The sequence below is a fragment of the Shewanella sp. SW32 genome, from assembly GCF_025653365.1.
GTDB classification, from domain to species: Bacteria; Pseudomonadota; Gammaproteobacteria; order Enterobacterales; family Shewanellaceae; genus Shewanella; species Shewanella oncorhynchi.
This window is the reverse complement of the sequence record NZ_JAKKSJ010000008.1, coordinates 55,453-75,767: the sequence shown is the minus strand read 5'-3', so window position 1 is coordinate 75,767 and position 20,315 is coordinate 55,453. Positions and strand designations below refer to the sequence as shown.

Annotated in this window: 17 protein-coding genes and 3 tRNA genes; 13 read left to right on the top strand and 7 right to left on the bottom strand. The window is 45.6% G+C overall.

What is annotated here, in order from left to right; genetic code table 11:
- Nucleotides 1-14 precede the first annotated feature (14 nt).
- Nucleotides 15-671, top strand: coding sequence for a thiopurine S-methyltransferase (locus L5M28_RS06380; protein ID WP_263202789.1), 657 nt, complete (start codon nt 15-17; stop codon nt 669-671).
- Between the two features lie 276 nt (nt 672-947).
- Here L5M28_RS06380 and L5M28_RS06375 read toward each other — a convergent pair whose 3' ends face one another.
- Nucleotides 948-1,139, bottom strand: coding sequence for a bacterioferritin-associated ferredoxin (locus L5M28_RS06375; RefSeq protein WP_076498521.1), 192 nt, complete (start codon nt 1,137-1,139; stop codon nt 948-950).
- Nucleotides 1,140-1,399: 260 nt separating this feature from the next.
- Here L5M28_RS06375 and L5M28_RS06370 point away from each other — a divergent pair, with 260 nt between their 5' ends.
- Nucleotides 1,400-2,974, top strand: coding sequence for a PAS domain-containing methyl-accepting chemotaxis protein (locus L5M28_RS06370; protein WP_263202787.1), 1,575 nt, complete (start codon nt 1,400-1,402; stop codon nt 2,972-2,974).
- Nucleotides 2,975-3,060: 86 nt separating this feature from the next.
- On the opposite strand, the gene L5M28_RS06365 is transcribed toward L5M28_RS06370, so the two are convergent.
- Nucleotides 3,061-3,996 (bottom strand): D-2-hydroxyacid dehydrogenase, encoded by a 936-nt coding sequence (locus L5M28_RS06365; RefSeq protein ID WP_263202785.1) that lies wholly within the window; start codon nt 3,994-3,996, stop codon nt 3,061-3,063.
- A gap of 92 nt (nt 3,997-4,088) precedes the next feature.
- Here L5M28_RS06365 and L5M28_RS06360 point away from each other — a divergent pair, with 92 nt between their 5' ends.
- Entirely contained in the window at nt 4,089-4,424 is a 336-nt protein-coding gene (locus L5M28_RS06360; RefSeq protein WP_113939153.1) for a DUF3392 domain-containing protein, read from the top strand.
- A gap of 20 nt (nt 4,425-4,444) precedes the next feature.
- Here L5M28_RS06360 and L5M28_RS06355 read toward each other — a convergent pair whose 3' ends face one another.
- The 5 genes from L5M28_RS06355 to rsgA all read right to left on the bottom strand — a co-directional run bounded on the left by L5M28_RS06355 (nt 4,445) and on the right by rsgA (nt 11,347).
- Entirely contained in the window at nt 4,445-5,167 is a 723-nt protein-coding gene (locus L5M28_RS06355) for a glycerophosphodiester phosphodiesterase (protein ID WP_263202784.1), read from the bottom strand.
- 14 nt (nt 5,168-5,181) lie between these two features.
- Nucleotides 5,182-8,385, bottom strand: a complete 3,204-nt coding sequence (locus L5M28_RS06350; RefSeq protein ID WP_263202825.1) for a mechanosensitive ion channel domain-containing protein — start codon at nt 8,383-8,385, stop codon at nt 5,182-5,184.
- Nucleotides 8,386-8,453: 68 nt separating this feature from the next.
- A complete protein-coding gene (locus L5M28_RS06345) occupies nt 8,454-9,335 on the bottom strand; it encodes a DMT family transporter (protein ID WP_263195934.1) in 882 nt (293 codons plus the stop codon).
- Nucleotides 9,336-9,341: 6 nt separating this feature from the next.
- A complete protein-coding gene (asd, locus tag L5M28_RS06340; protein WP_028761759.1) occupies nt 9,342-10,220 on the bottom strand; it encodes an archaetidylserine decarboxylase in 879 nt (292 codons plus the stop codon).
- Nucleotides 10,221-10,282: 62 nt separating this feature from the next.
- The gene (gene rsgA / locus L5M28_RS06335) at nt 10,283-11,347 is read right to left on the bottom strand and encodes a small ribosomal subunit biogenesis GTPase RsgA (RefSeq protein WP_105250279.1); all 1,065 of its coding nucleotides are present in this window, start codon (nt 11,345-11,347) and stop codon (nt 10,283-10,285) included.
- 112 nt (nt 11,348-11,459) lie between these two features.
- Between rsgA and orn the strand changes: the two genes are divergently transcribed.
- The 10 genes from orn to miaA all read left to right on the top strand — a co-directional run bounded on the left by orn (nt 11,460) and on the right by miaA (nt 20,305).
- Nucleotides 11,460-12,005 (top strand): oligoribonuclease, encoded by a 546-nt coding sequence (gene orn / locus L5M28_RS06330; protein WP_263195935.1) that lies wholly within the window; start codon nt 11,460-11,462, stop codon nt 12,003-12,005.
- 271 nt (nt 12,006-12,276) lie between these two features.
- A tRNA-Gly gene (locus L5M28_RS06325) sits at nt 12,277-12,352 on the top strand.
- Nucleotides 12,353-12,394: 42 nt separating this feature from the next.
- Nucleotides 12,395-12,470: transfer RNA gene (locus L5M28_RS06320), tRNA-Gly, on the top strand.
- Nucleotides 12,471-12,591: 121 nt separating this feature from the next.
- A tRNA-Gly gene (locus L5M28_RS06315) sits at nt 12,592-12,667 on the top strand.
- A 556-nt stretch (nt 12,668-13,223) separates the two neighbouring features.
- Nucleotides 13,224-13,679: a hypothetical protein gene (locus tag L5M28_RS06310; RefSeq protein ID WP_028761762.1), complete on the top strand. Its 456-nt coding sequence runs from the start codon at nt 13,224-13,226 to the stop codon at nt 13,677-13,679.
- A 268-nt stretch (nt 13,680-13,947) separates the two neighbouring features.
- Nucleotides 13,948-15,432: an NAD(P)H-hydrate dehydratase gene (locus L5M28_RS06305; RefSeq protein ID WP_263202783.1), complete on the top strand. Its 1,485-nt coding sequence runs from the start codon at nt 13,948-13,950 to the stop codon at nt 15,430-15,432.
- A gap of 102 nt (nt 15,433-15,534) precedes the next feature.
- A complete protein-coding gene (gene tsaE, locus L5M28_RS06300) occupies nt 15,535-15,993 on the top strand; it encodes a tRNA (adenosine(37)-N6)-threonylcarbamoyltransferase complex ATPase subunit type 1 TsaE (RefSeq protein WP_263202781.1) in 459 nt (152 codons plus the stop codon).
- An 8-nt stretch (nt 15,994-16,001) separates the two neighbouring features.
- Entirely contained in the window at nt 16,002-17,459 is a 1,458-nt protein-coding gene (locus tag L5M28_RS06295; RefSeq protein ID WP_028761765.1) for an N-acetylmuramoyl-L-alanine amidase, read from the top strand.
- 13 nt (nt 17,460-17,472) lie between these two features.
- On the top strand, nt 17,473-19,386 hold the full coding sequence (mutL, locus tag L5M28_RS06290; RefSeq protein WP_411569168.1) for a DNA mismatch repair endonuclease MutL: 1,914 nt from the start codon (nt 17,473-17,475) through the stop codon (nt 19,384-19,386).
- Nucleotides 19,379-20,305, top strand: coding sequence for a tRNA (adenosine(37)-N6)-dimethylallyltransferase MiaA (miaA, locus tag L5M28_RS06285; RefSeq protein ID WP_028761767.1), 927 nt, complete (start codon nt 19,379-19,381; stop codon nt 20,303-20,305). The genes mutL and miaA overlap by 8 nt, the downstream gene beginning before the upstream one ends.
- Nucleotides 20,306-20,315 lie beyond the last annotated feature (10 nt).

The following is a 20,315-nucleotide window of genomic DNA, read 5'->3' as shown; positions in this document are numbered from 1 at the left end:
ATAGAGATAAACCCATGGAACCCGGTTTTTGGCATGAAAAGTGGCAGCAGCAACAGATAGGTTTTCATCAGCAAGACATCAATCCTTTCCTCGTTAAGTATTGGCAGCAGCTTGCATTACCCGCAGATACCAAGGTTTTTGTGCCCTTATGTGGTAAGTCGCTAGACATGTGTTTCCTCGCAGAACAGGGGCATCAGGTCATAGGGTGTGAGTTGAATGAATTGGCTGTACAGCAATTTTTTAGCGATAACCAACTCGAGATGACGCAAACGGCCGTGGGTGAACACCAGCACTATCAAACCGAACAGATCAGCTTGTATCAAGGCGATATTTTCACCCTACCTAAGACTATCACCCAAGACGTGACGGCTTTTTACGATCGCGCGGCTTTGATCGCATGGCCAGAAAGTATGCGTGTACAATATGCCAAGCAGTTAGCGAGCTTATTACCTAGCGGTAGTGTCGGTTTATTAGTGACTTTAGATTATCCGCAAGAATCCCTTATCGGCCCGCCTTTTGCTGTATCCCCTACTTGGGTAGATCAGCATCTGAGTGAGGATTTTGATATTGAAGTATTAGCGTCGCAAGATGTGTTGGCCGACAATCCACGTTTTATTAAGAAAGCAGTGCCTTGGCTTAATGAAGCGGCTTATTTGTTGAAACGTAAGTAGGCTTGACTCGGAAGTTGGATCTGTAACCCCATTGAATTATTCGCGGCTTTCGAGCTTGGAGTTCAGTGGGGCTTGTCATTAAAACATCATATCTAAAGTCTAAACTGGCAAGATTATTTAAGACGAAGTGGCGGATAGAAGGCTTTGTTGTCGCGGGACTTTTTTGGATTGAGTTTGCTTGAGCTGGATTAAGTTTGCTTGAGTCAGCGTGTATTTAACTTGTCTGAAGTTTGTTGGTGAGTGAGTTACCCTTTACCACGCTATTCGTGATGAATTCTATGCGACTTCGTAATAATTAGGCTCAAGCTCTAGTTGATTCTGAATGATCTGCACTGCCATTCTGGCGCATTTACCACATTGATCGGCAACACCTAAGCGCTTTTTTACGTCAGCAAGCGAGCTATCGCCCTGGCTTACTGCGTTTTTAATTTGCGTATCAGTGATCGCATGGCAAAGACAAACGTACATATATTAGTCTCCAATCGAATTGCGCTAATTCTAAATGAAAACGCTTATCAAATGCAATCATGTTTTTGGGCGATTTTCATACTTTAACGCTTTTGTTACATGGCGCACGTTTTATCGTCTATGCTAGGTGTGTTTTAGCACTAAAAAGCTAGGCAGTTTTAGAAGTAGGTTTAGGAATACAGAGTCAGGGTGATGATGCCTCACGGATGGATAACTCATGGATGAATAACGAAGAATTAATCAAAGATCCATAAGGTTTCATGAGAACTAATCTACCAGTTACACAGCGAGAATATGATTATCCAGCGGATTGGATTTTATTGTCGACTACGGATACTCAAAGTCATATCACTTACGCCAATCAATCTTTCTGTACCGTTGCCGGTTACGACCTCGATGCCATGCTAGGCAAGCCCCACAACATGGTGCGTCACCCAGATATGCCTCCGCAAGCATTTGAAGATCTGTGGCGATGCATCAAAAAAGGCGAGCCTTGGAAAGGGATAGTAAAAAACCGCTGCGCCAATGGCGATCACTATTGGGTCGATGCCTATGTCTCACCGATTTCAGTTAATGGCAAAGTCGTCGAGTTTCAATCTGTACGCACTAAACCCACGCGCGATCAGGTTAAGCGTGCAGAAATAGCCTATGCGGAGTTGAACAAAAAGGGCAGCGTCAGCGCGTTAAAACGTACCTTGGATATGCCAGTTAAATTGCTGTTACTCGCATTGGTTGCCATGCTACCTATGCTTTACCTTGCTCTGCAAATTGGCTTAATGGGCTTTATTGCCCTAGCGATAAGTGTTCTAGTATTGCTAGTGGGCGGTAATCTGGTGCTGAGTCGCTATTACGCGATAGTGGCTAAGGCAAAGCATATCTACGATAATCCGCTGATGGCTCATATCTATAGTGGTAACTGTGACGATCTTGGCGCGATTGATTTAGCACTGCAAATGCAGAATTCAGAGCTTAAGTCGATTCTTGGGCGTGCATCGGATTCCTGTTATAATGTGTCAGAACAGGCCAAAATATCTGCCGCCAAGGGCAAACAAATCCAGAGTACCAGTCAGGCTCAACTATCTGAAATAGAACAAGTTGCTACAGCTATGCAGGAAATGACCGCCACATTAGGCGATATGTCCTCCAATTGTGCCGATGCGGCGAGTGCCACGCAAATGGCATCCGCTGAAACCATCAATGGTGATAAAACGGTGTCGAGTACTATTCGCTCGATTCAAGCCATGGCGGAGCAACTGCAACAAACGTCAAAAGTGATTGCTGAGTTAGAAGCCCACAGTAAAGATATTGGCACAGTGCTCGATGTGATTCAGAGTATTGCGGGGCAGACGAATTTACTGGCATTGAATGCAGCAATTGAAGCGGCTCGAGCGGGTGAGCAAGGTCGTGGCTTCGCTGTCGTTGCTGACGAAGTGCGGGCGCTGGCACAACGTACTCACGATGCCACCAAAGAAATCCACAGTATGATTAATCTGTTGCAGCAGGGGACGAATAAAGCTGTTATCAGCATGCAGCAAGGAGTGGTTGCCGCTGCTGAATGTATTTCAACGGCGGATTTAGCGGGTACGGCATTACGTACGATTCGTGAGGCCATTTCGACCATTACCGATATGACGCACCATATTGCCAGCGCGGTTGAAGAGCAATCGAGTGTGGCAAATGAGATGAATCGCAGCGTGGTGAATGTGTCGCAATTTACCCATTCTAGCCATCAACTCGGCAGTGAAATGGTCGGCTTGAATGACGAAGTGACTCGCGAGATGGATTCTCACTCGGTATTAGTCGAGCAATTCTTAAAGCGCAGCTTTAGGATTTAACTGACTAAAATTTAAGATAAAAAAGGCAATAGTCTGACTATTGCCTTTTCTTTTACTGATTTCTAACTCAATTTCTTATCTCTGATCTAATAACCTTTACTAAAGTCGACTCGATTCTGCAGTGGTTTACCCATGATGTAGCGGCGATAGTTTTGGCTAAAGATATCGACGATTTGTGCAGGATGGCTTGGCGCCGAAATATGCGGCGTGATCACGGCATTTTCCCGTTCCCAAATAGGGTGGCTATTGGGCAAAGGTTCCTGAGCAAATACATCGAGGATCGCTTGCTGACTAGGATTAGCGATAAGTTGGATATTGAGTGCATCGAGATCGAGTACATCACCGCGGCCGACGTTAAACAGCACTGCATCAGTTTTTAACATAGCTAACATGTCAGCATTGAGAAGATTATGCGTTGCAGGAGTGCTTGGCAGTAGATTTGCAACCACATCGGCCTGTGTTAACACTTGGCCCAAATTGGCCATCGCTTCTATGGCATCAAAACCTTCTACGGTATTACCACTTCGATTGATCCCTGTGACATGCATGCCAAAGTGCTTTGCCGTCTTCGCGAGATGCTGGGCAATTGAGCCAGTACCGAGTAAGAGTAATCGCATTCCCTGTAGGCTTGAATGGCGCTGCTGGGGTTGAATCAGCCACTGTTTTTGTCCTTGTTGCTGGCGATAAAAACGATGGCCGCGGATATGCGCGAGTAAATAGCCGAATAGATACTCGCTCATCAGCGGGCCGAAAATGCTTTTAATATTGGTGAGTTGATAGTCTTTTCTGCCCCTTGGACTCATCAGGGCATCTATGCCAGCAAAGCTTGATTGTAACCATTGCAGATTTTTAGCATGGGGCAATAGGGGCGCGGCAAGTTTAGGTTCGGCTAACCAAATATCTGCATCAATTATGCCCGTAGGATTATCGTCGAGTAACGTTAAATCTGGGAGTTTCTGCGCTTCAATCAAGTCGCGGTACTGTTGATTTGCCTTTGTTAGCAAGAGTAACTTGTGCCCCATGGCGTCTCCCTTTATGCTTGGTTATTGTTATTTTTCAATGTGCTGTCGCGGCCGCTAAGATGGATTGCGCTGCATCTTTTTAGGTTAAGTCTATGTTTGATCAATTAGTCGCCATTATTGCCCAGTTAGGTAATATGCTTCGCCCTTGGGCCTTCGATATTGCTACCGCTATGGTGGTGTGTCTTATTTTGGTTTTTTCAGCGGATGTAAATCGTATCTTAAGGCGTCATTTGTTGGGGCATTCTTTTGTGCTGCGGACATTTGTTTTTATTATTGTGAATGCCTTTGGCTATGGCCTATTAATCGTGAAAGCCACGCCTTGGGTGGCAAGACACATAGTGGCTATGCCATCCCATTGGATGTTTCTGTTAATTGTGGCCATGTTTATTTTTATCGGTTATTGGGCTCAGCGAAATAGCCAAGCTTAATATCGTTATTATTTTTGCCGCTACTCAAAGTAGCCAGAGTAATCGGCCATTGCCTTTTGGGTTAAGGCTTGCATGGCGCGATCGGGGTAATTGCTGAACACGCCATCGACACCTATCTGCTTAAGCGCATGAATATCATCAATATGATCGACAGTATAAACATAAACCTTGGCACCTCGGTTATGGGCGTCGTCTACTAGCGCTTGGCTGATAAAACTCACATCTAAATGCAATGAATAGGCATTCAGTTCGCTTACCACGGCAGCCCCTTCGAGTGGAATACTGGCAAGCAGTGGTGCGACTAACGCATCCGGCAACACTTGTTTAAGTTCATGCAGATAGGGGTGATTAAAGGAAGAGATCAGTAACTGCTCCTTATTAAAACCAAGCTGACTCATAGCCTTTGGATATAAGTCGATTAACGGCGTGACGGTATTAATGCCTTTTAACTCTATATTGACTATGCAGCGCCCCGCAATCAGCTCAAGTACTTGCCATAGCGTCGGAATGGATTCACCTTTCACATTGATGCTTGCTAGGTAGTCCTTGCTCACTAAGTGAATGACGCCCGTGCCCGAGCTTTTATTATCGAGTCTTCGGTCGTGAAACACGACTAACTCACCTTCGACATTATGTACATCGAGTTCGACGGCTTGTGTACCCAATTCTAACGCTTTAGCCATGGCGGCTAAGGTATTTTCGGCCTGATAACCGCTGGCGCCGCGGTGAGCAAAAATAAGCATGTTCTGCGATCCTATTAGCTTCTAATAATGCCTTGTTGCTCTCGACTTTGACCATTCTTAATATGGATTTCCATCTGCGGATAGGCGAGTTCGAGATTGTTTTCTTTGAGTTTTTTAGTCACTCGTTTATGTAAATCATGGCGCAGTGGCCAACGTGCCGACATATCTTTTGCATAGGCGCGCACTTCATAATCTTGAGTATGTTTACCAAATCCGGCAAACCAGACTTCAGGTTCTGGGCTGGCAAGTGCATCTTCACACTCTTGCACCGCTTGATACAGGGTCGCTTCAACTTTGGCAGGGTCTGAATCCCGCGCCACCGACACATAAACAATGACCCGAGTAATAGGATCTGACAAGGACCAGTTGATCAGCTGCTCTGTGATAAAGGCCTTGTTCGGGATGATAATTTCCTTTCTATCCCAGTCAATAATGGTGGTCGCCCGAATTTGGATTTTACTGACTGTCCCTGTTAAATCGCGAATTGTCACTGTGTCGCCAATCCGCACGGGTTTCTCAAATAAAATGATCAAACCTGAGATAAAGTTGGCGAAAATTTCTTGTAAACCAAAACCTAAACCGAGCGACAGTGCGGCAATCAGCCATTGCAACTTAGACCATTCCATCCCGAGATTAGAGAAGCCGATTAATAGTCCGAGGAAAACCACCAGATAACGACTGACGGTTGTGATCGCAAAACCCGTTCCAGGCGAGAGATCAAGCCTTTGCAGGATCATTAGCTCAAGTAGGCCGGGTAAATTGGTGGCAATCATTAACGAGAAACCCACCACTATCAGTCCAAACATCAGTGACTTCATGGTAATGGGTAATTGTTGCTCTAAGCCATTTACACTGGTATTGGTCGTCCACAGCGTAATGCCATCGAGGAAAGAAAACAGCGCTGTATGGGTTTGAGTCCACAGACCAATCAAACTGGCTAAAAAGGCCAATAACAAGAGTGAACGCACTAGGCCAAGGGATTGGCTCGAAATGGTTTCGAGATCGACTACGGGTTCTTCGTAGGTATCGAGTCCATCGACGGAAGGGTGATGTGTTTCGCCTTTTTCCCTTTGTGCTAAGCGTTCGGCACGTTTTGCCTTAGCGCGATCGAAGGCGATACGGCGGCGTTCGATTAACATCCACCGTTTGATCAATTGGTATAAGAGCAAGAAACCCAGACCCAGCACGATAGATAATTGCAGTTGTAACAGCATTTGGAAAGCGGTGAAGTAGTAACCCCTAAAGGCTAACACTGCGCTTAAAAGCGGCACAGAAATCAGCAAGGTCCAGAGCATTTTCTGAATGAGTTTTTTGTTTTTACCGTCTTTCTTGGCATCTGAGTTTTTACGGCTGAGGATTAAAATATCTTTGTATAACAAGAATAAAACGATACAGAAAATAATGAATGCGCCGCGGCCTATGCTATTACGCACCAGTGATGTGTCGAGCACTTCGGTAAAGCCCATCAGACCCAATAATGGGCTAGCAATCAGCACAAAGTGTCTGAGCCGTGATTGTCCCGCTTGGATGAGTTTTGAGGGGCGTTTGAAATGGCCCACGAGTACGCCTTTGTCGAGTGTCAGAATAAAGATAAAGCGATATAAGAGATACACTAAACCAATCGCCAGTATGCCCATACCCACTGCTTGCACAAAATTGCGATCGGAATGATAGAAAATCAATCCCGCCATGATCACTGGGAAAGGTTTTATCAACGCATAGCTGATACTGCAGGCGAGCGCTTTGAGAGTGTAAATGAATTTATCTTGGGTCACATTGCCCACATAAGTGGTGTAATGATTTAGCAAGCGATTGAATTTAGGCGTGATCAAGTCTTGTACGACTAAACACAGTACCAGCAATATGATCCACCAAGACCAATAATCGTTTTGTTCATCCCAGGCTTTTCCCAGTTCATCCCACTGTGCTTGTTGCACAAGCCAAACCGTGCTGCGCTCAAGATCCGTAAGCCATAACTTACTGATACTTGCAGCGTTAGGCACCCAGAATAAATGTTCGTTAAGGGTATTTTTGAGGGTGAGATTCTGTTGACTCAGTTGTTGGTAATTGACCTTCAGCTTGCCTAATTCACTTAAGTATTGGTCATAGCTTTGCATCAACTGCGAGATCAAACTCTGTTGCGAGTGTAAGAGCTTAATCTGCTGCTCATTGTATAAGCCGGGTTGTTCTAATTCTTGCTCATTGAGGGCTTGTTGCTGCTCTAAATGGTATCTGTCTAAGCGCGCATCGGCGATCAGCGTTTGCAGTTTTTCGTGATTCGGTGGTTTAGGCAGTGATTGCAACATCTGCAAAAAGCGCTCACCAAAGGCGGAGTTCATTTTGACCCAAGTGATCTGCTCTTGGATGTTTGCCAGTTGTTTAGCTTGGGATTGATATTGGGTTTCTGCCTGTTCCTGCTGTTCGACCACATTATTGATCTGCAAAGTTAACGTTTGCAGCTTTTGGCCGTAAATCTGGTTAGTGTCGGCAATATTACGGGTGATAGGATCGATGACTTTTTCGGTATTAACTAAGTTTTTGGCTAGGGTGGCATCCGTTTGTTGCTGACGTTGTTTATTGATTGCCTTATTGATGGTTTCGATCAAGGCTTCTTGCTGCACCAGTTGTTGGCGGACTAGCTGTAATTGTAATTGCGTCAGTTCAATGCGTTTTTGGCTGCTGGCAAGTTCTGCTTCATCGGTGGCAAGGCTTTGTTCAAAGAAGAGTCGTTGAGTTTGCTGTAACTCTCCCGTAGGGGTATCTAGCGGGGCGAGTTCTGCTTTTTTGTTTTGGGCGACTGTTTGCCTCGCGCTGGCGATAACGGTAGGTAAGTCATTGTGACGTAGTAATAAATCGTTAACTTGTCGGCCAAGGGTGGATTCGCTTTCTTTAAGTTCAGACAAGCGAATATAGGCCATGGAAGCCTGCTGGCTGAGGTCAGTACCTTTTTCTAGTGATAAAGGCTTATAGGCGTCTTTCAGCGCTTGGTTAGTGCGCTTCTTATGTTGCTCAAAATCAATCTGCGCTTGTTGGAAACTGGCTGCGTTGGCGGCGAGTTTTTCTATGTTAATTTTTAGTTCGTTAATTTGTTCATCAATGCTGAGATTTTGTTGCTGATCTTGCTTGTTCATGCCAAGACGTTTGTCCAACTGCAAAGGCGAATTGGCAAGTGCGGAAAATGTGAAAAAAGCAATAATGAACAATAAAATACGTGGCATATAGGCTAAAGACATTTAGGGGCGAAAGACGCTCCATATTAGCCAAATTGCGTTGAGATTGGTATGTTTCAGGCGTTCTTTTTTCGCCGCTGTGATTGGTGCGATTGATGGGTTTCGAAGATGGCGGTCGCGACTATGATAGTGCCACCAATTAGGGTGTTGAGATTGAGCTCTTCACCTAAAATGATCAGCGCTAACATGGCACCATAAAAGGGCTGTAAGCAAGAGACTAGCCCAACCGTTTTGGCGCTGAGTTGCCTCAGTGCGGAAGTAAATAGCGCATGTGGCGCTGCGGTAAAGACGACGCCGAGTAAAATAATTAATCCCCACACTTCTAATGAGATGCTGTTCAGTTCCGTTTGGTGCCACGGCATTAGGAACACGACGGCGACCAAGGTTTGGTAGAACATAGCATGTGGGCCGCTGTACTGGGAAAAGTAGCGTTTGTGCAATAAGTTACGGGCAGTGAACAAGATGGCGGACACTATGCCGATGGCAATGCCCAGCGTAGTGTCGTTACCTAAATTGGCTTCAGGGATCAGTAATATCACCCCTATCAGCACTAACACGCCGCTGATCATATCGTGTAATTTTATCTTATTACCTGTCAGCAACGGCTCGGTAATCACTGTCATCACCGGATAGGTGAAAAACGCAATCATGCCAATGGCGACCGACGATAATTGCATGGCCGCAAAATAAGTCACCCAATGCAGGCTGACGATAACCCCAAGCCCGATTGCGACTAGATAATCTTGTTTGCTTGCCAGCGTTAAACGTTTGCGGCTGAATTTGACTAGCAAACCTAACACAGTGGCTGCGACGATACAGCGTAGAAAGGTGATGTCGAGGGCACTGAGCGGGATTAATTTAGAAAACAAAGCTGTGCCGCCAAATAGCAGCACAGCCAGATGCAATTCAATTAATCCCGAAGGTTTAGCAGAACTCAAGAAAGCTTAATCCGCTTGCTTAACGTCTTTCAGGTTAGCGAAGGCTTGTCCCATACGAGTCACTGCTTCGGCTTCGACACCTTCAGCAAAGGTCGCGATAGCATCTTTAGCAAACAACATCACTACAGTACTGCCTAACTTGAAGCGACCCATTTCCTCACCTTTGTCTAAGGTGATGGCATCTGGGCCTTGGGTTGGATATTCCCAAGTGAAGACTTGCTTACCTGTCGGCGGCGTGACTGTGCCAGCCCATACAGTTTCAATACTGGCAACAATCGTTGCGCCAACCAATACCATGGCCAATGGACCTAATTCGGTTTCAAAAATCGCCACAACGCGTTCGTTACGGGCAAATAGACCGGGTACGTGTCTCGCCGTTAACGGATTCACCGAAAACAGTTCGCCAGGTACATAGGTCATTTTTGATAACGTGCCTTTAATCGGCATGTGGATACGGTGATAGTCTTTAGGCGCCAGATAGATAGTCGCAAAATCACCGCCTTCGAAGCGTTTAGCATCTTCGGCTTGATCGCCAAGCAGGGTTAACGATGAATAGTGATGACCCTTAGCTTGGAAGATGCGACCGTTTTTGATTGGGCCTAACTGACTTACCGCACCATCGACGGGATGCACCATGATATCGGCGTCCATATCTAACGGACGAATACCGGGTTTGAGGGCGCGGGTAAAAAAAGCATTAAAGCTTTTATAGGCTTCAGGCTCACTCTGCGCCGCTTCGCTCATATCAATTTTATATTGCTTGATAAACCACTTGATGGCGGCCGTGGTTAAGGCGCCAGCTTCGGCTGCAGCGAGTTTACCCACTAAACGAGATAACAAGTGTTTTGGCAGCATGTACTGCAGCGCTATTTTGACTTTATCCAATTTCAATTCCTTTTCTTACTGCTCAATCTTTGCTGAGACTGTTGTTATTTATCAATAAGTCGTTATTCATCAGTGGCCGCACGGAAATGGCGGGCATGACGTTGTTCATCTAAGCTGGCGATAATTTTATGGTAATTATTAAAGCGATCTGCGCTGATCTTACCTTGGCTCAGGGCTTCTTGCAGTGCACAGCCGGGATCGTCACCGTGTTTACAATCGCGGAATTTACATGCGCCAAGATACTCGCGAAACTCGATAAAGCACCAGCCGACACGTTGTGCAGGAAGATGCCATAGGGCGAATTCGCGCACGCCCGGAGAGTCGATTAAATCGCCGCCACTAGGCAAGTGCAACAGTTTGGCTGTGGTGGTGGTGTGTTGGCCTAAACCTGAGTTATCGGAAACATCGCCGATAATAAGCTCTGCATCGGGTAGTAATGCATTGATGATCGATGACTTACCCACACCAGATTGGCCAGCAAACACGCTGACTTTATCTTTGAGTATGCCTTTGATGGTATCGATACCATCACCGAGCTTGCTGCTAACCTTATAAACCGGATAGCCAATGTCTTTGTAGCGCTGTAGCGCTTCATCGATTGCCTGCGCTTCATCGGGATTGAGCAAGTCAATTTTATTCAAAATGATGATAGGCGGAATATCGGTATCTTCGGCAGCCACTAAATAACGGTCGATGATCTGGGTGGTAAAGCTGGGTAATACCGAGGAGACAATCAAAATCTGGTCGATATTCGAGGCGATGATTTTCACGCCATCGTATAAATCTGGGCGTGTAAGTGATGAGCGACGTGGATGAACGGCTTCAACAATACCTGCGATGCCGCTATTGGCTTGGCTCTCAATGGCTAAGCGTACGATCACTTTATCGCCAGTCACTAAACTTGTGACGGCACGGCGAATATTACAGCGCACAATTTGGCCGCTTTCAGTTTCTATGTCGGCATGTTGGCCAAAACGTGAAATCACAGTACCGGGCTGTTCTTGCCCCAATGAACTATCCTGTAACTCTGGCGTATTTTTATCGCCACTATCACGATTGAGTCGCTTCTCGTGATTAGCGCGCATACGGCGTAATTGACCTTGGCTTAGGGGTTTCTTTTTACTCACTGATTCGTCTTCGTCAATTAGGTGATTTTTTGTGTTGGAAAAAAGCAGTATGATACACGCTCTTGAATAAAAAAGCCTGAATTTAGGCTAACTGACACGATAAGGCTGATTTATGACGGCAGATGTAAATAATCTCATTTGGATCGATTTGGAAATGACAGGGTTAGAGCCCGACGTCGACAGGATCATTGAAATTGCCACTTTAGTGACAGATCAAGAACTCAATATTATCGGTCAAGGTCCGGTTATCGCGATTCATCAGTCAGATGATGTGCTGGCCGCTATGGATGATTGGAATCAAAAGCACCATGGTGAGTCAGGGTTGATTGACCGCGTTCGTGTTAGCCAAGAAACCGAAGCGCAAGCCGTGGCTAAGACGATTGCCTTCTTAGAACAGTATGTTCCTAAGGGCGCCTCTCCAATGTGTGGTAACAGCATTGGTCAAGATAGACGCTTTTTAAATCGTTATATGCGCGAGCTGGAAGATTATTTCCACTACCGCAATGTGGATGTCAGTACGATTAAAGAGCTAGTGAAGCGTTGGAGCCCAGAAACCATGGATGGCTTTAAGAAGCAAAATACTCACCAAGCCCTGCAGGATATCCAAGAGTCGATCGCTGAATTGCAGTATTATCGCAGCAAAGTATTTAAAATTTGACCGATCAGTAGATAAATATGCAAGAAGGGGTTGCAGCCGCATGAATTTTTCATATAATGCGGCCTCAACTTTTTGATGCGAACAGAGATGTACGGTCATTTAGATTGAATGCGACATTAGCTCAGTTGATAAAGGTTGATAGGCGATACCTTTGTTAATGTTGAAGGCAAGTGTAGCAGCGATGCAAAAAGCGACATTAGCTCAGTTGATAAAAGTTGATAGACGATACCTTTATTAATGTTGAAGGCAAATGTAGCAGCGATGCAAAAAAGCGACATTAGCTCAGTTGGTAGAGCGATACCTTGCCAAGGTATAGGTCATCGGTTCGAACCCGATATGTCGCTCCAAATTAAAATTTAGTGATTTGCCAAGTCATTAATACAGATTATGCGACATTAGCTCAGTTGGTAGAGCGATACCTTGCCAAGGTATAGGTCATCGGTTCGAACCCGATATGTCGCTCCAAATTAAAACTTAGTGATTTACMAAATCATTAATACAGATTATGCGACATTAGCTCAGTTGATAAAGGTTGATAGACGATACCTTTTTGAATGTTGAAGGCTGATGTGACAGCGATAATTATGCGACATTAGCTCAGTTGGTAGAGCGATACCTTGCCAAGGTATAGGTCATCGGTTCGAACCCGATATGTCGCTCCAATTTCCTAAATATTCCACTATCAGATTACTCAATTGACATTAGCTCAGTGGTGATTTTTGATATGGCGATACCTTTGTGATTGTTAAATTAGTCAAGGTATAGGTCATCGGTTCGAACTGCTCTTGATCAAAATTATGTCGCTCCAATTTCGTTCCATTTCCTTATTGTTTATTTAACTTTCAATTGGTTAAGTGCATAATGTCGCTGTACTTCTCACATAATTCCCTCAATTCGCTCATCTGTATTTGTCTTGATTCACTGCTATCTACTTCAAGCCCTCTATCTCAAATTTACCATCTGCAACTAAAGACTTACGAATACCCTTTGGGCTAAGTGTGTTGAGATCTCTTTTGGCTTTTCTCTTTTATACAAAACAGTGTGATAGGATTTAGATGCGTGATCTATAGCGTGTTTCTTCAAGTTTTCCTAAATTAGATAGCTGCGTGAAAGTTAAATTATGACCTTGTTCAAATATTCGTAACGCTTTTACTCACATAATGGAATTAGACAAAATTAATAGCGCCAAGTAGTTGGCCTGACAATGGAGTGCATTATATGCGTATTCAACAATTACGTGATCTACTCGAGTATGTGGCAAATTGCCGCTTAGATATGGCGCAACTCTATGGCCGACTCAACAATCAAGCTGACTCGGCTCGTGTGAAAATGATGTTGGAGTATTTTGAATCACACCAAAAAACCATGGCAGAAAAACTGCGTGATTATATGGATGAAGCACCACATCGTATTCTTGATACTTGGTATAAAGACTTTACTTTTGAAGACTTTACTAAGCGTTGCCAAGATACTATGTTGCCCGCAAATATGAATGAAGATGATGTGCTCAACTTACATTTAGACCTAGAGAATCGTCTGATTGGTTTGTTAGAAAAAACAGTTAATTCAACCACGGCAGAAGATGCGCGCAATGCGTTAGCTAATTTGATCCGAGTAGAGAAAACTCAGCAGCAACGTTTAGTCCATAGTACGATTCGGATGGACGATATCTAAACCGTCATTTTTTCTCGATTCTCAAAGCCAGCCCAGTGCTGGCTTTGGTTTTTATGTCGACTTTGTATCGGCAACTTTTACTCTACTTTGCTCCATTTGGGCGGGTTTCTGCGCCTGAACTGATTTACGTCATAATTTCTCGCTGCTTTTTTTGCTACTTTCTTGATCTATTGGCTGATTTTTATTGGCCTTGCTCAATTCTGCCAAGACTTCTATGGTGAGATTACTCATTGTGAAATGGAGTCATTGGTGTCTAAGGAGATCCTTCATGGCACAAGATCTATCGCAATTTCCCAAAGCTCTATACACCCAAACACAAGTTCGCGAAGCGGAACTGAGTGCGGTGTCTCAGGGAGTCTCTAGTCTCTATGAATTGGTCGAGCGTGCTGGCGCGGCGGCTTTTGAGTGTTTAGCGAAACATAGCTCCAAAGTCTTACCTGTGTTAATCCTTGCTGGCAGCGGTAACAATGGTGCCGATGCTTTAGTGTGCGCCCGTCTAGCCCGTGCCAGTGGTATGGACGTTTCTGTGATGATGACGTCAGCGGCAGGTACACCTGAGTGTCAGCAAGCATTGACCCATTATCTTGCTGAAGGTGGAAAATTACTGCCGTTAGAGGTTGAACCTATTCTCGCTGCGAAAATCATAGTCGATGGTCTGTTAGGTACGGGGGTACATGATGCTGTACGCGACGATATGGCTAAATATATCCGTGCCATCAATGACAATTCGGCTTGGGTATTGAGCCTTGATTTACCCTCTGGAGTCATTGCTGATACAGGCGCCGTAGTAGGTGTTGCTGTGATGGCGGATATCACCTTATGTTTTGGTGGTGTAAAGCAAGGTGTGTTAACAGGTAAGGCGCGGCATTACAGTGGCGAGCTTGAATTTGCAGATTTAGGATTAACGCCTTTCTTTGCTGAAGCGAGCGCACAAAGAGTTGGAAGAGAGACTCTTAAGGACTATTTTGCCGCCCGAGCACGGGATAGCCATAAAGGCCAATCGGGCAAAGTCACTGTAATTGGTGGGGATATGGGCATGGCTGGCGCCGTGAGACTGGCAAGTGAGGCTTGCCTACGTGCAGGCGCGGGATTAGTCACTGTGATTAGTCGACCTGAGCATCAACTGACGGTGAATGTCTCCCGTCCTGAACTGATGTTTTGGGGTTGTGATTTAGTCGATATGGAAGTGTATCTGCGCCTTGGTTGGGCGCAGGTTATCGTGCTTGGCCCTGGTTTAGGTAAGCATGACTGGGGGTATAATTTGTTTAAAGCCGTGGGCTTGAGCGATAAGCCTTGTGTTTTAGATGCCGATGCATTGAATTTGCTCAGTAATGAACCAAGGCGCCAAACGAATTGGGTACTAACACCACATCCGGGTGAGGCGGCGCGTTTACTTGGTTGTACCGTGGTCGATATTGAACAGGACAGATTTGCCGCTGTTCGCGCGATACAGCAAAAGTACGGCGGTGTTGTACTGCTAAAAGGCGCAGGAACGGTCATTTTTGATGGTCAGCAAATGGTAGTGGCACCAGTCGGCAACCCTGGGCTTGCCAGTGGTGGGTGTGGCGATGTGTTATCTGGTATTATAGGCGCGCTCATGGCTCAGGGAATGGATAATATGCAGGCAACTGTGCTTGGCGTAGTCGTACATGGTTGCGCCGCTGATCTTGCGGCAATACAGGGAGAACGGGGTATGTTAGCGAGCGATTTAATGCCTTTTATTCGCCAATTAGTGAATAGTGATTTACTCTAGGCGGAATGTGAGACTCAAGCGGGGCTGGACTTTGTTATGTGCCCTGTGCCTTTTTAGGATTGAGTCGCTTCTCCATCAATAACAGCAGTGATATAAGCGGATATGACAGAGTTAACTTTTTTCTTAGACAACGAAGACGACACTATTGCGGTTGGGCAAAAATTAGCCCGCCATGTCCAAGCGCCTTTGACTCTGTATCTTACGGGTGATTTAGGAGCCGGTAAAACGACGCTGAGTCGTGGCTTAATTCAGGGATTAGGCCATAAAGGTGCAGTTAAAAGCCCGACTTACACTTTAGTTGAACCATATGAGCTAGAAGGTGTCGAAGTTTATCATTTTGATTTGTATCGTTTAAACGATCCAGAAGAACTCGAGTTTATGGGGATCCGCGATTACTTTACGGATAAGAGTCTGTGCATTGTTGAATGGCCAGATAAGGGAGAGGGGTTACTGCCCGCTGCCGATGTCCATATGCATTTAAGTTATCAAAATAGTGGGCGAGAAATATGCATAGAGGCCTTGTCTGAGCCAGGTGAAAAGTTATTAAAAGCGATAAAATAAAAACTAAAATGATAAAAAATAACCCGTATTTTCAAATTATTATTCTTTCTTTGTGTTCTTTTTTCTCTGTGGTGGCCCATGCTGCTAATCAGTTAGAAAGCGTACGTATTTGGGCCGCGCCTGAGTCAACTCGAATCGTGTTTGACTTGAGTGGAGTGCCTGATTACACCTATTTCTCTTTAGATGGCCCTAATCGTTTAGTGGTGGATTTAAAAAAGACCACTGCTAAAGTTGTGCTTAAAAATCTTGAAAACAACAGTAAGTTAGTTAAGGGCGTGCGGATCAGTAAGTCACCGACTAAAGGTGATTTGCGCTTAGTGATCGATCTCGTAAAACCATTAAATGCAAGCTTGTTTTCTTTGCCTGTTACTGCGCCCTATGGCAATCGTCTAGTTGTTGATTTAGAAGATAAAACGTTAACTACGGCAACGGCTATCGTGTCATCTACACCCGTCAAAACTGTCACCCAAGCGGCGCAATCATCCCGCGATATTGTCATTGCAATTGATGCGGGTCATGGTGGCGACGATCCTGGCTCCATTGGTCCTTCTGGTGTTTATGAAAAAAAGGTCGCCCTAGAAATCGCCAGACGTGTTTCCAGCAAAATCAATGACACGCCAGGCATGCGTGCTGTGATGATCCGTACTGGTGATTATTTTGTGAATTTAAATAAACGCTCTGAACTGGCGCGCAACAGTAAGGCAGATCTGCTGATTTCTATCCATGCGGATGCCTTTACCTCGCCCAATCCACGTGGCGCCTCCGTATGGGTGCTATCAATGCGTCGTGCTAATAGTGAAATTGGTCGTTGGTTAGAGCAAAAAGAGAAACACTCTGAGCTGCTGGGCGGCGCGGGTGAGATTATCCAAAACACGGATAATGAACAGTATTTGGCTATGACGCTGCTCGATATGTCGATGAACAGTTCGATGGCAATTGGCCATTCTGTTGCGGGGGATATTTTAAAAGATTTAGGTGGTGTGACTCAATTGCATAAAAGTCGCCCTGAGTCCGCGAGTTTAGCCGTGCTGAAGTCACCGGATATTCCTTCAATCTTGGTTGAAACGGGCTTTATTTCAAACCCTAAAGAAGAGCGTTTACTGTCAAGTAGTCGCCATCAAGAGAGCATTGCCAATGCTATTTATAAGGGGGTGAGCCGTTACTATCACAACAATCCGCCAGCGGATACTTTGCTTGCCCAAAGAAGGGGAGGAAGCTCTAGCAGTGCTAAGCCGGCCAAAACCACAGCAAAAGCATCAGCAGAAAGAACGCCAACTGAGAGAACACCTACAGCCTATGTTGGCGATGCGGTATCGACAAAGGTTAAACATAAGGTCCGTCGCGGAGAATCTTTATCTGCAATCGCGCAACGTTACAGTGTGCCAATGTCCAGCATCAAACAAGCGAATGGAATGAAGTCCGATGTGGTGCAGTTAGGGCAAACGCTAGTCATACCCCAGAGTTAAATAGGAAAGCATGATGGGCATTCAGATCCTGCCTCCGCAATTAGCCAACCAAATTGCGGCGGGGGAAGTGGTTGAGAGACCCGCTTCCGTAGTCAAAGAATTGGTCGAGAATTGCCTCGACGCAGGAGCGAGCCGAGTCGATATTGAAATCGACAAAGGCGGCAGCAAGCTGATTAAAATTCGCGATAACGGCTCTGGCATACCTAAAGATGAACTCGCGCTAGCCTTATCGCGCCACGCGACCTCAAAGCTGCACACTTTAGATGATCTTGAAGCGATCCTTAGTTTTGGTTTCCGTGGTGAAGCGCTAGCCAGTATCAGCTCAGTCTCACGTTTAACTTTAACTTCACGCACGGCTGAGCAAACCGAAGCGTGGCAAGCCCATGCTGAAGGTGCCGACATGGCAGTTAAAGTGATGCCCGCCGCGCATCCAGTTGGTTCGACGATTGAAGTGGTGGATTTATTCTTTAATACACCGGCTCGCAGACGCTTTTTAAAGAGTGACAAAACCGAATTTACCCATATCGATGAATGGTTAAAGCGCATTGCATTAGTGCGCGGCGATATCCATTTCACGCTGACGCATAACGGCAAGATAGTACGTAATTATCGTCCCGCCATGAATGAAGCCCAGTATTTACAGCGTTTGACGCAAGTGTGTGGCCGTCCATTTGCCGAGCAAGCGCTTAAGATTGAATGCCAACACGATGATTTGCGCCTCAGTGGCTATTTGCAGTCACCTTGGTCACCGGTTATCAGCGATACCCATTACTTTTATGTCAATGGACGCCTTATCCGTGATCGCTTGGTCAATCATGCAGTGCGCCAAGCCTTTGCTCAAAAAGCAGAAATTGAACAACCCGGCTACGTGCTGATGTTGGATATCGATCCCCATCAAGTGGATGTTAACGTGCATCCTGCTAAGCATGAGGTGCGATTCCATCAGAGTCGCTATGTGCATGATTATATTCTGCAAGCATTGCAATCGGCGCTGGAAGAAGCAGGAGAGCTCAACTTCGTTGACTCTAGCTCTTTGGATGAGGTTGAAGATGTGTTTGTGGATGCTCCAACAAGCGCAGCTGGAATAGCTGCCCCTTTTGCACTTGGCGCTGACTCAGCTCTAGTTAATGCGCAAACTGATACACTTGAATCTGCTCAAGATTCAGTAGCCCCTGCAGTTCAAGTAAAGTCTGTAGGCGCAGGACGAGAAGGCGCCAGTTTTGGCACTCAAACCAATGCTTTTGGCAGCATGACAATGCCAAGAGACAGCAGCCGTGGCAGTTATTCTGTAGGTGAATCTCGACAACGTACTGAATTACCGTCAAAGGCGGCAATAGCAAGTTATGGTGCTTTACTGCAAACCCCTTCTTACAGTGTAAAAGATCAAGATTATCAGTCTGTGTTACCTATGCCATCGATATTAGATGGGCAATATTGGGTGATGACGTCGGAAGATAAACTCAGTCTATTATCAATAAAATCAGTAGCATTGGCGACGCGATGCCAAGAGATTGAAGCTAAACTAGCGACGGGGTTAATTGGTCAGCCTTTATTGATGCCAGTGTCTGTCGCGGCTGATGCGGATTGGCAGGCTGTGCTCACTGAACACGACACGCTGATCCGCCAATTAGGTTTAGAACTAACAATTCGTTACCAGCAGTTGATTATTAAGAAAGTGCCCCCATATATCAGAGAGAGCCAGTTAGCCAAAGTGATCCCTGAATGGCTACAATCGCTACGTTTTGAAACACCTGCGCCGAGCGCATTGGCGTTTTGGTTGGCAAAACACAGTTTAACGGGATTCGTTTCGGCACCAGAAGTCTGGGCAGCATTTTCGCAGTTAGCTGAAGAGAAAAAACAGCTTATTGCCAACAAAGCGATATTCTTACCTTGGCAATCGTGGCTAGAAGAGCAAGCAAGTGAATAAAGAATTACAGCCTAAAGTGTTATTTTTGATGGGGCCAACGGCCTCAGGTAAGACAGCTTTAGCATTAGAATTGGCCGAAAAGCATAACTGTGAAATTATTTCGGTCGATTCGGCATTAATTTATCGTGGTATGGACATTGGCAGTGCCAAGCCTTCAGCAGACGAACTGGCTCGCGGGCCGCACAGATTAATTGATATTCGTGATCCCAGTGAAAGCTATTCGGCAGCCGACTTTAGAGCCGATGCAATAGCCCAGATAGAAGAGATTGTCAGCATGGGGAAAACGCCAGTATTAGTTGGCGGAACCATGATGTATTTCAAAGCGTTACTCGAAGGTTTGTCACCTTTGCCGAGTGCGGATGAGGCCATTAGAGCCGAGATCCAAGCGGAGGCGGATGAAAAGGGATGGGAAGCACTGCATGACCAATTAAGGGAGATAGATCCCGTGTCGGCAGAAAGAATTCATCCTAATGATCCACAAAGACTTTCAAGAGCGCTGGAAGTCTATAGAATAAGCGGCAAGAGCATGACTGAGTTGACTCAGACCAAGTCAGCTCCCTTGCCTTATGACGTAGTGCAGTTTGCTATTGCACCGCGCGAACGCAAAGTGTTACATGACTTAATAGCGCAACGTTTTGCGATTATGCTCAAACAGGGCTTTATTGAGGAAGTCACAGAGCTAAAAGCCCGCGGAGACTTGCATTTAGACTTGCCTTCAATGCGTTGTGTCGGTTATCGACAGTGCTGGCAATACCTAGATGGTGAGTTTGACTATGATACTATGGTCGAAAAAGCGGTTGCTGCTACTAGGCAATTGGCTAAGCGTCAATTAACATGGTTGCGGAGTTGGCCAGAGTTGAATTGGCTTGAAAGTGGTGCTGAGGGGAATTTAGTTATACTTATGCGTCAATGCCGCTAGCTTATTAGCC